The organism is Runella rosea (genome assembly GCF_003325355.1).
GTDB lineage: Bacteria > Bacteroidota > Bacteroidia > Cytophagales > Spirosomataceae > Runella > Runella rosea.
This window is the reverse complement of the sequence record NZ_CP030850.1, coordinates 4,709,915-4,726,044: the sequence shown is the minus strand read 5'-3', so window position 1 is coordinate 4,726,044 and position 16,130 is coordinate 4,709,915. Positions and strand designations below refer to the sequence as shown.

Sequence of the window (16,130 nt, the reverse complement as noted above, 5' to 3'; positions counted from 1 at the left end):
GGGTTAATTTTCAAGAATCGCGGTAGTTTCAATTTCCACCATGTATTCGGGGGCAATTAAACGAGCTACTTCTACCATCGTAGTACACGGCCGAATCTCTCCAAAAAACTCACCATGCGCCCGACCAACGGCTTCCCACTGAGAAATATCCGTCACAAAAATACGGGTGCGGACAACATCCTTGAGCGAAGCGCCCGCTTCGATTAATACGGTCTCAATTTTTTTTAGAATAACTTTGGTTTGGACGTAGGGATCTTCTAATCCTACTACTTGACCATCCTCAACGGCGACAGTTCCACTGATTTCAATAACAGCGCCGATTTTGACGGCTCTTGAATACCCCACGGTGGCTTCCCACGGAGAGCCAGAAGAAATATTAGTACGTGACTGCGGCATAAAAAAACAGAATTAAGTGGTTTTGAAGGAATAAAAGTACATAATCCTGTAAATGAACAAAGATTACAGCCCCAGTTTTTCCAAAAATCCTTTTTTCTCATTCCGTGAAATTTCTACTTCTGAGCCGTCGTCCATCAGCACAGTGCCGCCTTCTCCGCGTACGTATTCTTTGACCCGCAATAGGTTAATCAAAGCCGAACGGTGGACGCGTAAAAAGTGAGCGGAGGCAAGTATCTGTTCAAATTCTTTGAGCGTGCGCGATGCCACCAGTTTACGAGGGGGCGCTCCGTTGGCGGCGAGGTGAAATACGGTATAATTACTGTCTGATTCGAGCCAAACAATGTCTTGAATGGGTACAAAAGTGACGCCTTTCAAGGAGGGAATGGCGATTTTATTGAATTGTAACGAAGACAAAGCTAGGCTTTCGTTGTGAGATGTCTGTTGATTGTAGCGCTTTTTTTCAAGGCGTTGCAGTGCGGAGCTGAGTTCAATTTCCCGAATGGGCTTCAATAAAAAATCCAGCGCACTCTGACGAATGGCTTCAATGGCGTATTGGTTGTAGGCCGTGGTAAAAATAACTTCAAAAGAATAAGGTTCTAATTGGCGTAAAAGCGTAAAACCATCCATCAGCGGCATTTCAATGTCCAAAAAAAGCACGTCAGGTTTTAGTTGTCGAATACCCACAACCGCCTCTTCTGGCGACTGGAAAGTGCTTAAGATGTTGATTTCAGGGGCAACTTTACGCAATTTGATGGCCAGAACTTCAAGGCTCATGCGTTCGTCGTCAACAAGGATGGCTTTGAACATAGCGTTGTTTTTTTCAAAAATAAGGTAGTTACGGCGAAAAAAATGGCCGTTTACTAAATAAAGGAAGCCTTTTTAGGCAACGGAAAACAACTTACATGCTTTTTATGAACCGTGTCAAATGGGTATTTTCAGTCCGTCAAAATTATTGCCCAGTCGTATTTTTGAAATCTTCTGGTGTATTGATGTTTTGGAGCCAACGGGGTGTAGGGCAGGGTATCAAATGGACGTTGGCTTTTTTTAGAATTTGCAGTGGTGAAAAGCGGTTTTGCTGAAATTGTGCTTGGATTGATTGATAACTTTGAGGCTCCCAAATGGTTAATAAAGGTTCAGGAAACAGGGTTTCGGGGTGTTGAAAGGCCGTAGCTATTTGATTGGATTGGCGATGATTGACCAAAAAAGCAATCGTTTCTGGCGCTACAAGAGGCATATCACAGGCCATAACCAGCCATGCTTCGTTTGGACTATGTTCAAACGCCGACAAAATCCCCCCCAATGGCCCGATTTCACGTGTATCAATCAAGCAGGGGAAACTGTCAAAATTATCTTTTTGGTCGGCTCGGCAGGAGATAAAAACGGTAGAACAGTACGGCGTCAGCAATTCATATAAATAGCGCCATTGGGGTTGATGATGATACGTCAACAGACTTTTGTCGGTGCCCATCCGCGTGCTGCGTCCACCCGCAAGAATCAGGGCATTCATGGCTCAGTGAGAAATGTTAACGCCCGAACTTCCGACCAATACGCGTCTTTGTGGCTAAAAGTATCAGGTCTAAAACCACAATGCCCGCCAGACTGCGTGAGTTCCAGCCACACGTTGGGCATATTTGCAATTACATCGGCAGGTAGGCTTTGATAGGGTACCAGAGGGTCGTTGACGGCGTTGACGATGAGCGTTGGGATGGCCGCTGCGTGAATAAAACCTTTGGAACTGCTTTTCTGGTAATAATCATCGGCCCCTTCAAACCCGTGCAGTGGTCCTGTATAAACGTGGTCAAAATCCCAGAATGTTTTGACGTATTTCCACTTGTTTAAATCAAAATGCTCAGGATATTGTTGGGCTTTTGCCGTTACTTTGGGTTTTAGCGATTTTAAGAATCGCCACAAATAGATTTTATTTTCTGGTTTTTCGATATTGCGGCTACAAGCCAATAAATCCATCGGCACGCTAAATGCCACCGCTTTTTTGATGGCTGGATGGATGTTTGCTCCGTTTTCGCCGACGTATTTCAATGTCACATTTCCTCCCAAACTAAACCCCATCAGGTTGATTTCGGTGTAGCCTTTGGCGAGCGCGTGTTGAATCACAAATTCCAGATCGGTGGTTTCGCCGCTGTGATAAAATCGCAGTTGGCGGTTTATTTCGCCGCTGCAACTTCGGTAATTCCAAGCCAAACAATCAAATCCGTTGGTGGTCAGAAACTTCACCATTCCCGTTATGTACTGCCGGGTGCTGCTTCCTTCCAGCCCGTGCGAAAGAATCACCAAAGGAGGCAACGTGGTGGGTAGTTTGGCAGTTTCCTTTTTGTCTGCTGTTTTGTTCTTTTTTGCAAAACTCCAGTCTATATCTAAAAAATCATCGTCGGGCGTGGTAAGGCGCTCGCGTTGGTAGGAAGGATTAACGGTCCGAAAAAGAGCGGGATAAATGCTCTGGTAGTGGCCATTTGGCAACCACGAAGGCGGACGGTGGGTGTTGGTCGAAATAACAGGCATGAAAATTTTCCAGAAACAAAAAGGACAGATTCGGTACGTTAGCTTCTGAAAGGCAAACATAGCCTTTCTGCTCCGTGTTCCAATAGCTTCGTAAAATCTTCATTGGTAGCACCCTCAGCCCAAATTTTGCAGCCAACTCGGGCGGGTGTGAGCTGCTTAAAGCGTACTGCTTTTGCTAGGTCAAATGGTTTTTGGAAAAATCCTGTGGTATTTTGTACGTAATCCGCTCCCGCGTCGGCGGCAGTTTTGAGAGCACGAAGAAGGTTGGACTCATCAAAAAAATCGGTTTCGATAATCACCGTAAAAATAGCTTCTCGTTGGTGAATCAGTTTGGCGAGTTTGGCAAATTCTACTTTGGGCCAACCGTTTGAATTCGAAAACCAAGCCGATGTATTCATTACCACCTGAATTTCGCGCGCGCCATCGTTAAGGGCGCATTCTGTTTCAGTTTGCTTGGTTTCGGTGCGTTGGTAGCCCAAAGGATACCCAATCACGGTCGATAAAATGGCTTGGGCGGATTCAGGCCAATCGCGGTGTAATTTTTTGACCCAAAAAGGAGGAACGGTCAATGTGGCAAACCCGTTTTGCTGCACGGCTTCAAAGGCATCAATCATAGATTCGACCGAGGCCATGGGCGACAAAACGCTAAGTTCGATGGCATGATTCATACCCGCAAAACATCATTGCTTTACAAAAGGTTTGGCAATGGAACGTCGCCCGTCGCTGACCTGAATGAAGTACTTACCCGGCGGGAGTTCTGATACATCAAACTGATTCAGAAACACACTACCGTTGTCGTATAGCAATTTGCCCGCGAGTTCAACTCCGTCCATCGTCACAATATGCGCCGTTAAATCGTACGTATTGTCAGATGCATACGCGACGGTCAGGGTATGAACGACGGGGTTTGGAAAAAGCGATAGGTTTTCCTTCACAATCAATATTTCAGGAACCGTGGCGGGGGTATTTGTTGGATACGGAACGTTGGTCAGGATGAGGGGGGCCGACATAATGGAACACCCGTTTTGTGTAATTTCAACGGTGTATTTACCAGGTAATGATGCGGTCAGCCGCGCTCCAGTAGCAGTCGTAATAGGGTTATCGTTTAGAAACCAGCGGTAGGTCATTCCTTCGCCCGTAGTGGTTGTGAGCCGAATACTCCCTTTCGGGGGGATGAGGGTACCAGTGTTGGTTGAAATAACGGGCTGTTGAAGCGCCGAAAGCAATTGAGTCGGCCTGGAAACGGCCGTGCAACTATTGCTCCGAATGATAACACTATACGTTCCAGGTTCTGTTGGGGTAAGAACCGACATGGTGGCGCCTGCAATGGGGCTGCCGTTGCGTTGCCATTGATATCGATAGCCCAAGCCTTCATTCGCGGATAGTCGTACCGCCTTGCCCGCGCAGATAGCAAAACTTCCTGCGGGGCTGATTTGAGCAGTTAGTCCAGAAACACGGACGCTGATGGGTTTTGATTGGGCCGAACATTGATACCCGATGGCCTTGACGGAATAGACCCCTTCCTGTGAAATATCCAGTGAGGTAGAAGTAGAGGTAGCAAGCAACTGCCCGTCTTTCATCCATTGATAGGTCAGGCCATTGTCACCTTTGATTTGCATCTTTAGGGCAATATTTCCGCAAAGCGTCGTGTCTTTTCCTGCTACTAACTGAACGGCTGCGTTGCAATCCTGAGGGCTTATGCCGCTAATAAACAGAGAATAAGGCTGGGTGCCAGTTTGCAGCGTTCGTTTATGCCGAATGGTCAAAGTATACACTTTTCCGGGCGTTGGCGATTCAATCACCGCTTGCTCGGTATTGTCCCGAATATTGTCGCCCCTGCTTGCTTCTTTGGCGGGATTTGCGGGGTCAAGTACCCACGGGAACCATGTATTGCCAGTATCGTCGCTCAGACGTACGTCGAGGTCATTGATGAGTTTAATGGTTGGGTCATCTACGGTTTGGGTCGTAATCCGGGTGGGCGTACCTTCTGGGTCGGTCCAACTAAGGGTTACGACCAAAGGAGTATTGCCCGTAGCAATGATTTTTTGTTGATAAGTTTCATTCTGCCGAAGTGATTTTTCAAGCACGACATGGTTATTGTCTGAATTAATCAGGACTTTGGCGGCTTTTTCGGCGTTGAGCAAGCCCCATCCGTATTCGTAGCTTGGGCCCAATTTGTCGAGTGGTTTGTCGGCCGTGTGGAGTACCAGTCCTTTTAACGTGGCCGAACGCATAAAATAGGCTTTTTGACGGTAAAAAAGCTCCTGTAACAGAATCAACGTACCCGAAACATTGGCGGAAGCAGTTGAAGTCCCCGACATAGTTGCGTAGGCGTTGTCGGCGTTTGAGATGGAAGAAATAATGCTTGTCCCTACGCCCAATAAGTCTGGTTTGATGCGTCCGTCGTCGGTAGGCCCCCAACCGCTAAAATCGGAGACGGAGAAACCACCGATGCGGCCATTTTGCAGTTTTAATTCTGCTCCGCCAACGGTTAAAATATTTTTGGCGTTGGCTTCGGCGGGAATCACGTCGTAGCCATCGTTCCGGTACCGATCCAAAATACTTGTTTGGTTTGTATTTCGTAAGAAATAAGGCGTTCCGATGGGCGGGCCTGTTTCGCTACGTTTGTTATCGGCCGATTTTACAATCAGGTAAAAGGGGTTGTTGTACGCCAATTGATCCAAGTCCTGCGCTTTTTCGTCATAAAACCCAAAGCGATAATCTTCTTTTGTGCTGATGCTCGTATTACCCCACCATTCCCATTTACGAGTCGGGTCGTTACCCGGCCGACTTTCATTGTAAAACCAACCCACAACGGGGCCGTACGAGTGATTTGAAACCAACATTTTTGATGCCTCGCGGGACATTTCCACCACATCATCTGTATAGTCCCAAACATCTAATTTAGCTCCGTACGCCATTCCTTTTACCTGTGAATTGATGCCAGCAGCGGCCATTGTTCCTGATAGGTGCGTGGCATGGTCGCTCAGTAGGGTACTGCCGTCTTTTTGACGGATTCTCCCCCCAAATTCAATGTGCGAAAGTCGAGGTAAGCCACCGTCCCAGAGGCAAAGGGTGCCATTAAGCTGCGGCAAATCCCCTTTTAAATCAATACCTAAGCCTCCGCCGTTGTAGAGGTTGGTGGTGTGCGTACCTGCAGAAGCCAAAAGGTTATGAACAGTGTAATAAACGGGTATACCAAATGTGTCAACTCCCTGTAAGGTTAAAATGCGCTCCTTGGCATATTTTTTGCTAATAAACCATTTTTGTTTTTTGGCAAGACTCAGCGCCTTTTGGCGATTCAGGGTGTAGCGTTTTTGGAGGTCGAGGTGGCGTAAACCAGCCGTGTTTTCTGGTGTTTTGAGACGGGTTTCGACGGTTTGGCCTTTGACAAAAATGCAAATAACTGATAGATAGACCATTAAAAGCCTACCTATCAGCGAAGAAATACTAAAAAATAGTTTACGGGGTAAAATAGCAAGCATCCTCTCACAGTACAGGTGCGCAACTTAGTGTTTTACAATGGCATTAATGATGCGCGTTGGTGTACCCTCCACCTCAATTATAGCAAAAAACGTACCGCTTTGCAGCATTTTGAGGTTAAATTGCGTACTAATTTTTTTTTCATCCCCTTCCATCTGTTTTTTCAGTACCAAACGGCCCTGTAAGTCGTACAAATAAGCCATTATTTTTTGCAAAATGGGGGTCGGTGAAGTATATTCTAAAATGACAAAATCTTCGGTTGGATTGGGATATACTTTATATACCTCCGCAATCGGAGAAACGGGTTCCATAGCCGTGATTGTAATCCGTACTTCGTCCGAAATCAATTCGCCACATCCATTTACATTGCCTCTCACTGAGTAGCCACCCGTTTGTGATGGCATGTATGTTTTGGCGGTAGCACCCGCAATCGGTAGTCCATTCAGTAACCATTGGTTGCCCGAAACGGCACTGGATGTAAGCTCGATGCCGTTGGTTGTAATCGTGGGTTTTTCGGCTTTCTTGGTGGTGATGGTCACGGGTGATGACACCGAAGGCAGGCAGTTGTTGACCGACGTACTCACTGTATACACGCCTGAATTGCCCGCCGAGAAGGTAGCATTCGTGGCTCCACTAACGGGCTGATTATTGAAAAACCACTGGTACGAGCCGCCATTTGCGGGGGCCGTGAGGTCAATGACTGTGCCTTCGCAGATGGTGGTACTTCCCGTGACCGAGATGGTCGGAGTAGCCCCCGTGGAGGACTGGGATACAACGGGAATTCTGTCGCTCGAACAGCCCAACGATTTAACCTTTAAATCATAAAAATAGTAATAGGCGTTTGTGAGGGTATCAATCCCGCCGTTTTGGGTAAACAACGCCCCTTTCAATGTAATAACATTGGGAATGCTGAACGGAAAGCCCGATACACCCGCATTGCTACGGAATATGGTGGCCCCGTTTTCGTACTCAATCGTAATTTTATAATCTCCAGCGGCGGGAATGGCCAAATTCAGCGAGTATACCTTGCCAGGGTCGCTCGGGTCGTCGGAGATTTGCCCCGTGGGTGCTCCTTGATTGGGGGCGTTAGGATTTCGGCTGGCGGTTACATCAATCGTGGTGGTAGAGATAAATTTATCATCCAAACCATACACGGTAAACGTCAGTCGACCGGCCGAAGAGGTGTACAGCCGAGCGCTTTCTAACAAAATGGGTACTTCGGTGCGAATGAGCGGCGCGGGGCCGAAATTGCCAGAATAGGTTCCTCCCGTAAAAGCGGATTTGGTAGTAGGGCCTAAGGTGCCGCTGAAATCGTTGAGGGCTACGTAAAAAGTCCCTCCCGGCAAACGTACACTGCTACTCGTTGAGTTGCCGACGGCAATAAATTGAGAGGAAGAAGGACTGTCATACCAAAAGGCGGTTCCGTTGCCTTTGACGATGAGCGAAAGCGGGTCGGTACCGCAGTACGTCGCCGTGGCCGCAGTAATCATTGTTGGACCTGCCACTGCTCTGGTTTGAATCAGGTTATTGTTCAGCGAATCCTGATCGTCGGGCAAGAGTGTTTTGATTGTAAAGAGATAGTTTGTCGCGGGTTTTAATTCACTCAAAAATGGCGCGGTCAATGAAAACGCAGTTTCCGAAAAAGCGGTTAAAGCCTGCGTAAACGTTGAGGTAATGGTTCCGAGTACTGCACCTGATGGCTCCGATACTTGAACCGAAACGGGAATAGCCGTTAGAGCTTCCGAACCGTTGTTTTTAAGTCGAATGGTAACGCTGCTGAGTTGATTGCTGCAAAAGTTATTTTCAGGTGTGACCAATGCTGATAGGCTCACGTCGCGCGTGGGGCGCGTAAAACGCACTAAAAACTCCTGCGTTTCGCCCTTGGCGTATATGCCGCAGGCTGTTACACCGGCGGGGTTGTTGGTTTCGGTCGTTACGATACGTATGCGGGACAGGTTATTGAAGATTAACCCAGACGGCGCTTTAAGAACGGTCGAAAAAACGCCATTGCCCATGACTGACGAAGCTGCGACCGTTTCGTTTTCATCGTCAAAATCTCCGTCTGAATTCCAGTCCACAAACGCTTTTACTACTTTGTTGAAATCTCCGCCGCAAGAGCCGACGCTTATTTCCAAAGGAATACTTTGCCCTGAAGAAATCGCTACGACTTGACTCATAAAATCACTGTACGTTTGGCAGCCGTTATTGGCAAGTTGGGTGACATTTCCCAGTACCACTTTCGTAATTTTAGTGTCTGCGTCGGATGTAGCCCGGGATTCACAATATGCCTTGCCGCCGATACCGCTGAGAATCAGTGCGTAAAGTTGGGTGTTGTTGGTTAATGTGCCTTTGTGCTTTATAGTGATGGTGTAGGTACGCCCTGGAATCGCGTTGGGAATCATGATTTGTTCCACATTGTCCCGAATGTTATCCCCCCGTGTTGCGTTGTTGGCGGGTTGCTCTGGGTCCAGCACCCAGGGGAGCGATTCGGTCGTTCCGTCGGAAATACGGATATCTAAGTCGTTCATTAACTTAGGAGTACGGTTATTAAAATTGGCGGTGGTCGCGGCAAACGATGTCGCTTCTGGGTCGGTCCAGCAAATGGTAGCAATGAGCGGGCCTTTTCCCGAAGCCACTACCTGCGTTGTGTAGGTTTCGTTGGGCAATAAAGTACGCTCGGTGATTAAATGCGATTTATCTTTGTTGAGAAGCACTTCGGCGGCTTGCCGTTCGTCCAACAATCCCCAACCGTATTGGTAATCGGGTCCGGGATTGCCAGCATCGTCGGCGGTATGCAACACGAGTCCTTTTAAGGTGGCCGAACGCATAAACGTACCGTTTAGGTTATGGTATAATTCCTGCAATAGAAAAATAGAGCCCGATACATTGGGCGACGACATAGACGTACCGCTGAGGGTTGTGTAGGCGTTATTGCCCGTGGAAGTGGTTGAGAAAACACTCACGCCCACCCCCACAATATCGGGTTTGATGCGTCCGTCGTCGGTGGGGCCCCAACTGCTAAAACTTGAAATGCGTGGGTCAGAAATTTGATTATATCCATTATTCAACACACTGATGGCACCCACCGTCAGGCTGTTTTTGGCGGTTCCGTAAGTCGAGATTAAATCGTATCCTGTTTGGGCGGCGCGTGGAGTGGTACTTTTACGGCTGCTACTTCCAAAAAAATAGGCAGTTCCTGCGGGTGGGCCGGTTGTGCCCCGGTCGTTGCCCGCCGAATTGACAATGAGATAATAAGGAGCATTATAAGCAATGCGGTCCCATTCGCGGGTGCGCGCATCATAAAAACCAAATTTGTAGTCCTGAAGGCTGTTGATGGTTGAATCCCCGTACCATTCCCATTTAAGATTGTTATCGGTGCCAGGTCGGTCGGTATTCAACCGCCAGCCCGATAGTGTTCCGTACGAATGGTTGGAAACAAGTAAGTTGGCGGCGGCATTGGCCATTTCGGGGGTATCATTGTTGAAATCATGGGCCAGTAGCGTGGCCGTATTAGCCATCCCACGCGCCCGTGGATTGATGCCTGTGGCAATCATGGTGCCGCTTACGTGGGTGGCGTGGCTGCTTACGCTGGTTGCACCGTCTACCTGCGTAATGCGCCCGGTCAATTCGCTGTGGGTTTTCAAAACGGCACCGCCGTCCCAAATGCCCAATCGGTCTTTCATCACACTGCTGCCGCCCGTGAGGTTCAGCCCCAATCCGCCGCCATCGTAGAGCGCATTGGTGCGGGTCGTAATTGCGGCTCCCCGGTTGGTTGTTGTAATATTGTAGAGAGGTTGACCCGTGTCGCTCACTCCGCTCAAAATCATCACCCTGCCGTCGGAGAAATCCTGTCGCAATGGCCAATTGTTTTGCCGGGCCAGAGTTTGTAATTGGGTATTTAGAGTAAGGTGTTGATTTTCAATGGACTTCTGTACGTCTTGGAGTTTCTGCCGTTGCTCGCTCGAATACAATGGTTTGAGTTGTGCGTAGCCAGTCAACGAAAAAAAGGATAGCCCCAGGAGAATGAATCGTAAACGGTAGTGCATAAGAAGGGTATTTCTTGTATAAACGAAAAAGGGTGGGGTGAAGTTATAAGGGAAATACAACTTTACAAAGCACGGTGTTTTAAGCGTCGAAAAGTATGTAAGATGCTGATCTGTGTGATTTTAACCTTTTTTAAGCAAATACGGCTCGGAAAGGCTGAATGTTGCAAATAGGCAAAATCCAATGCAGTGGAATACACCACCTGAGGAATTAAAAAAAGAAAATAGGCAGGAAATGAATAAATTACCCCTTAAAATTTCAGTAAAATGCCAAAATTATAATCCCCTATTTTGGGTGAATGAAACAACGGGCGTTCCAACCTACTTTTGTAAAATTTAACTCGTATACCCCTTCTCCTTGTTTAAGAAGAGGGGAAGCGGTGAGGTTAACAATGAAAAAATACCTGTTACTGCTTTCTATCTGCATCTCAAATGTCGTTTGGGCCAACAACGTGATTCCGTCCGACTATTGGGACCACCTTGCCCTCAACGAAGGCCTGAGCCAAAACGAAGTGCGTAGCATCGTGCAGGACCACCGAGGGTTGATGTGGATGGGCACGCAAGACGGCCTCAATTGTTATGACGGACAGGCTATCAAAAAATACCGCCACAACCCGTTTGACTCCACTACGCTCTCGCACGATGACATTACGTTTTTATACGAAGATGCGCGGCATCATCTCTGGGTGGGCACTACCAAAGGGCTGAATCGTCGGTTGTTTCGCCAGAATAGCTTTCAACATTTTCCACAAATCCAAGGCATGGTCACGAGCATTGTGGAAGACAAAAACCACGCGATTTGGGTCGGAACGTCGTCAGGTTTATGGTGCCTGCGGCCGAAAGGAGATGAATTTCAGCATTTTCTGTACCGTCATTCGACAGACGATGCTTATTCTCTTTCGAACGATTTTGTGGGGAGTATGACCCTTGACGCCGAAGGAAATTTATGGATAGGAACGGCCAAAGGTCTTAACAAACTATTGATTGGCAATAACATACGCTTTGAAAATAGTCGCAACCGCTCCTTGCCACTTTTTGACACTGACCAACCTCCTACGCACGTCTGGAGTGCGCGTGCTAAAGGCTTGTGGGTGAGTGCGCAAGGACAGTTTGGGTTGGCCAATCCTCAAACGGGTGCATGGGAAGACCTAACGGATGGGTTGCCCGCTAAAGTTCAACTTTCGACTGTTTGGACCGATCGCCTCGGTGTGATTTGGATAGGAACGCAGGGAAACGGTGTTTTTCGTTATCGTTTTGACGAAATCACGCGGCAACTAGTGCGTTTAGGGAGTTTTCAGGAAGATTTATTGGCAAAAAATGGCCTCAAAAGCAGCCATATCACCTGCATTTACGAAGGGCGAGAAGCATCCGAAGATGTGGTTTGGGTAGGTACACGCGAGGCGGGAGTTCAGTTGTATTCACGTTCAAAAAATACATTTCAACATTGGGAACGGCTATTTAGTAAAGAAAATGCCGCTGGAAAAAGTTACTTCGGCATTGGTACCGATCGGCAAGGGTTTTTGTGGGCAGCAACGTTTTCCAAGCTGTACCGAATTGACCGTCAGTCTCAGGACATCAAAAAATATGCATTACCCAATGATGCCTTGGTCGAAACTATCACTGAAGATGCCAAAGGTACGCTGTGGGTAGGTGGCAATGCGGGATTGCTTCGGTATGACCGCTCTCGTGATCGTTTTGCCCCGTTTGTTCTGCCCGCATTCGACAATAAAAAACCTTGGGTTTTGCGGATTTACCAAGACAAACAGGAGAAAATGTGGGTAGGTACTCAGTCCTATCTGGCCAAACTCACTCCTACTGGTTCGCCCGAAATCATTCGGGAATTACCTGCTGCTAAAAATACTAAAATTGAACTGCGTAGCGTCGGAGCTATTCAGAAGGATGCCAAAGGCACGCTCTGGATTGGGATGCGAAACGGATTGGTGCAATGGCCCGCCAACGGAGGAATTGCTCAATTCTTTCAAAATAATCCTCGCGATCCTAAATCATTGATAAACAATATTGTATTGGACGTTCATGTCGATGCCAAACAGCGCGTTTGGGTATGTACCACCAAAGGACTCAGTCGAGTGATTGAAGAAAAAGGAAAAGTTACGTTTGAGCATTTTACCGAAAAAGAAGGTCTTTCTAATGCTTTCGTGTACGGGGCGCTTAGCGACTCCAAAGGAAAGATATGGCTAACAACCAACGGCGGCTTGGTTTGCTTTGACCCCGACAAACGCACTTTTCGCAATTATACCGCCCAAGATGGACTCGGCGGTGGAGAATTTAATTCGGGGGGATTTCACCAAAGTGCCGATGGAGAATTATTTTTCGGAGGCAACGGCATGTTGTTAAGTTGTCGTCCTACTGAATTAGTGCCCAATCGGCACTTGCCCAAAGTGGCGGTTACTTCCTTCAAAAAGTTTGAAAAAGAATGGGACATTGACAGTCTGCTGGCGTTGAAAGAGCCCATTACCCTAAAATACAACGAGAATTTTTTTTCGTTTGAATTGGCCGCGTTAGATTATACCAACCCCACCCAGAATCAATTTGCGTACCAGCTGGAAGGGTTTGACAAAAAATGGGTCACGGCGGGTACACGTCGCTATTTGACATTTACTAACTTAAGCCCTGGCCAGTACACGTTGCGCGTCAAAGCTGCCAACAACGAAGGGCTGTGGAATGAAAAAGAAATCCTGAGCATTCCGCTGTACATCCAACCTCCTTTTTGGCAAACGTGGTGGTTTTACGGGTTGGCATTGTTGATTTTGGTGACCGTATCCAAGCTTTTTTACGATTATCGAGTACGGGCTAAAGTTAAGCATCTATTTGATTTGGAGCGGGTTAAGTTAGAAGAGAACGAGCGTGTACGTAAACTCGCGGCCCAAGACTTGCACGATGAATTCGGTAATACGTTGACGCGGATTTCGTTGTTAACAGAAATGATTAAAACCCGTCTCAATGGTCAGGCCAAGGGCGAAATCGGGACGTTGCTCACCAAAATCGGCGATAATTCCAACCGCATGTATCAGGGAACGAAAGATTTTATTTGGGCCATTAATCCCGAACACGATAATTTCTACGAGATTGCCATACGCCTCAAAGATTTTGGCGACGATGCGTTTGATAAAACGGGAATTCGGTTTTCGGTTAATGGCCTCAACGATGACCTCCGCGCAGTGACGCTTTACATGGGTGAAAGCAGGCACTTAGTGTTACTCTTCAAAGAAGCCATCAGCAACACCCTCAAACATGCCCAAGCCACGGAGGTTTCGTTTACTTTTGGTGTTGAAAACGACGAAATGAAGATTCAATGGCAGGACAACGGCAAGGGCTTTTACGCTGATCAAACCCGTCAGGGTAACGGACTGACCAACATCCAGACCCGCGCCGAAAAAATAGGTGGCAGCGCCCTCATCCGAACACTAGCAGGCAAAGGAACTTGCGTAGAATTTCGAAAAAAAGTGGGAGCTATAGCAAAACTTAGCCCCAAAAATTGATATAACTGGCGCGTTAGCCCTTACTAAATTATTCCAAAAATGCCCATCCGCCTCTCCCTCGTCGAAGACGACCACCTCATCCGCGAAGCATTTACTGATTTGCTGAACAATACCGAAGATTTTTTGGTCGTTAGCTCATATTCCAACTGTGAAGATTACCTCCGCAACCTCGCCATCGACCGCCCCGACGTGGTACTCATGGACCTCGAACTCCCGCGCATGGGCGGTGTAGAAGGCATTGAGCGCACCAAAAAACTGCGCCCTCAGACCCAACTCATTGTGGTGACGGTGTATGAAAACGATGATTTGGTGTTCAAGGCGTTGTGTGCTGGTGCGGGCGGATACCTCACCAAAAACATGCCGCCCAGCCGTCTCATTGAGGCCATTCGTGAGATACGACAAGGTGGCGCGCCCATGAGTACCAACATTGCCCGCATGGTGGTGGCGTCGTTCCAGAAAAATCATCATTCTCCCCTTACCGCCCGCGAAACGGAGGTGTTGGAGCGCATTGCACAAGGAAAAAGTTACACAACCATTGCCGACGAATTGTTTGTGGATAAAGAAACCATCCGGACCCACATCAAAAACATCTACTGGAAGCTCGAAGTCCACTCCAAAGCAGAAGCCATTGAGAAGGCAAGGAAGGAGCGGTTGATTTGAGCGATACCTTACCCGTCCGACGGTTCCAAACCGTCAGACCGATAAGGTATCTTAAATAAAGTTATTGGTAAGAATGTCGGGGTAAAAACTAACGATTTTTACGCCAATCCTTAATTTTCAATGGTGCGAAACTCTCCCCCGAAAGCCCCTGCTTGAACGGGTTTATAACGACCAGGTTCATGGTAAAGGGTAGCGCTAAACGTGCCCGCAATGGTGCCAAGTTTGCCGTTGTATTCCGTGATGGTAATGGAGCCTTTTGAGTAAACCATGTCGAAACTAATGGGGTCAACATATTGAGAATCAAATAGCTTTCCAGTTTTTCCGCTTTCTTTGCCGTCCATGCGGCAGTTCTCGTCAGACTCAATCGTGTAGGTGCCTTTTCCTTTGAAATTTTTGATGGAAACGCTGAGACCTGCTGGATAACTCGCATCTGGGGGCATGACTTCTTGCATACTGATATAAATACGACTACCGCTTTCGTCGTTATTGACCGATACTTTAGGGTTTTCATAGATTTTCCCGTTGATGGTCATTCGATTGGCCGCTACAACGGTCACGTTGGCAACCAAAATGATTTGACTACGTCCGCCCGTTTTTAAGTCAACACTGATGGCCATTGGGTTGTTGGCGGGTACTTTGCTGGGAGCGATATAGAGTGCTTTTTCTCCTTTATTATGCACATTTAACGAACCATTCGCTTTGTTGGCCGACAGTGCGGGCTCACCGTTGAGACGCCAGTTTCTGAGGTTGGTATGGTCAACAGGTTCCCACGGCTTAAGCGAAGCCAACAATGTTTCTCTCGACTCCGACTCTTCCTTGTCACTGTGGTTGGGTTGATAGGCAACCGTAAGCATTATTTGTTGGTTAGGAACCAACACACTGGCATCGTATTTTAGATAAAAATTCTGATAAAAAGCCAATGGATATTTAAGGTCAAATGTCGGTACGGTAAGTGTTTGAGTGGCGACGTCTGCTTTGAGGTTAGACTTGCCAAGCCAAGCACCGTCTTCGCGCTGTCTGGCCAAACCCACCACATTGGTAGCGGTGCCGTTTAGGCCGTCCTTGCCAAATTTCCAAGCGAGTGAAACGGGTTTGTTGAGTTTTGTCTCCTTGGGCGTTACTTCAAATGCAGGCCCGATACCGCCAGCGGCTTTGTTTTCTACCATTTGTAGTCGAAGGGGGGTAGCGGCACTGAGCGCACCCGCTGGAAAAGTCAATTGTAGGCTCCCGTCGGGGGAAGTCAGCGTACCACCTTCGGGGCCGATGGATTTGACAACGGGCGCACCGATGGGCTTCCCCTTTTCGGTGATTTCGGCGGGGAGGTTGCCTATTGGCTCAACATTAACAAGACTGCCAGGGGTTTGGCAGGCAATTTGACCCACGAGCCAAATGCCCATGGTCAATCGAGGAAGAAAATGTTTCATTTTTGGCTGTATAGTTTAACGAATCGAGTTTATCAACGAGCGTTTCAGAGCGCTCGTTGCCCCAAAATTGCCCTAACGCGCCCATTTTTAATAGCCAGAAATGATTG

10 protein-coding genes are annotated in these 16,130 nt (G+C 47.7%); 2 read left to right on the top strand and 8 right to left on the bottom strand.

The genetic code is table 11. The features are described 5' to 3' along the window. Nucleotides 1-3 precede the first annotated feature (3 nt). The 7 genes from DR864_RS19610 to DR864_RS19580 all read right to left on the bottom strand — a co-directional run bounded on the left by DR864_RS19610 (nt 4) and on the right by DR864_RS19580 (nt 10,442). On the bottom strand, nt 4-396 hold the full coding sequence (locus tag DR864_RS19610) for a RidA family protein (protein ID WP_114068558.1): 393 nt from the start codon (nt 394-396) through the stop codon (nt 4-6). A 63-nt stretch (nt 397-459) separates the two neighbouring features. After that, nucleotides 460-1,203, bottom strand: coding sequence for a LytR/AlgR family response regulator transcription factor (locus DR864_RS19605; RefSeq protein ID WP_114068557.1), 744 nt, complete (start codon nt 1,201-1,203; stop codon nt 460-462). 142 nt (nt 1,204-1,345) lie between these two features. After that, nucleotides 1,346-1,903: a molybdenum cofactor guanylyltransferase gene (gene mobA, locus DR864_RS19600; protein WP_114068556.1), complete on the bottom strand. Its 558-nt coding sequence runs from the start codon at nt 1,901-1,903 to the stop codon at nt 1,346-1,348. Further along, nucleotides 1,900-2,913: a YheT family hydrolase gene (locus tag DR864_RS19595; RefSeq protein ID WP_114070375.1), complete on the bottom strand. Its 1,014-nt coding sequence runs from the start codon at nt 2,911-2,913 to the stop codon at nt 1,900-1,902. Before DR864_RS19595 ends, mobA begins: the two co-directional genes overlap by 4 nt. A gap of 38 nt (nt 2,914-2,951) precedes the next feature. After that, nucleotides 2,952-3,581 (bottom strand): beta/alpha barrel domain-containing protein, encoded by a 630-nt coding sequence (locus DR864_RS19590; RefSeq protein ID WP_114068555.1) that lies wholly within the window; start codon nt 3,579-3,581, stop codon nt 2,952-2,954. A gap of 12 nt (nt 3,582-3,593) precedes the next feature. Next, nucleotides 3,594-6,335, bottom strand: coding sequence for a S8 family serine peptidase (locus DR864_RS19585; RefSeq protein ID WP_162793974.1), 2,742 nt, complete (start codon nt 6,333-6,335; stop codon nt 3,594-3,596). Nucleotides 6,336-6,422: 87 nt separating this feature from the next. Further along, nucleotides 6,423-10,442, bottom strand: coding sequence for a S8 family serine peptidase (locus DR864_RS19580; RefSeq protein WP_114068553.1), 4,020 nt, complete (start codon nt 10,440-10,442; stop codon nt 6,423-6,425). Nucleotides 10,443-10,831: 389 nt separating this feature from the next. Between DR864_RS19580 and DR864_RS19575 the strand changes: the two genes are divergently transcribed. Beyond that, entirely contained in the window at nt 10,832-13,939 is a 3,108-nt protein-coding gene (locus tag DR864_RS19575) for a ligand-binding sensor domain-containing protein (RefSeq protein WP_162793972.1), read from the top strand. A 39-nt stretch (nt 13,940-13,978) separates the two neighbouring features. After that, nucleotides 13,979-14,599, top strand: a complete 621-nt coding sequence (locus DR864_RS19570) for a response regulator transcription factor (protein WP_114068551.1) — start codon at nt 13,979-13,981, stop codon at nt 14,597-14,599. 110 nt (nt 14,600-14,709) lie between these two features. Here the strand turns inward: DR864_RS19570 and DR864_RS19565 are convergent, their stop codons facing one another. Further along, nucleotides 14,710-16,023 (bottom strand): hypothetical protein, encoded by a 1,314-nt coding sequence (locus DR864_RS19565; protein WP_162793970.1) that lies wholly within the window; start codon nt 16,021-16,023, stop codon nt 14,710-14,712. Between the last annotated feature and the right edge of the window lie 107 nt (nt 16,024-16,130).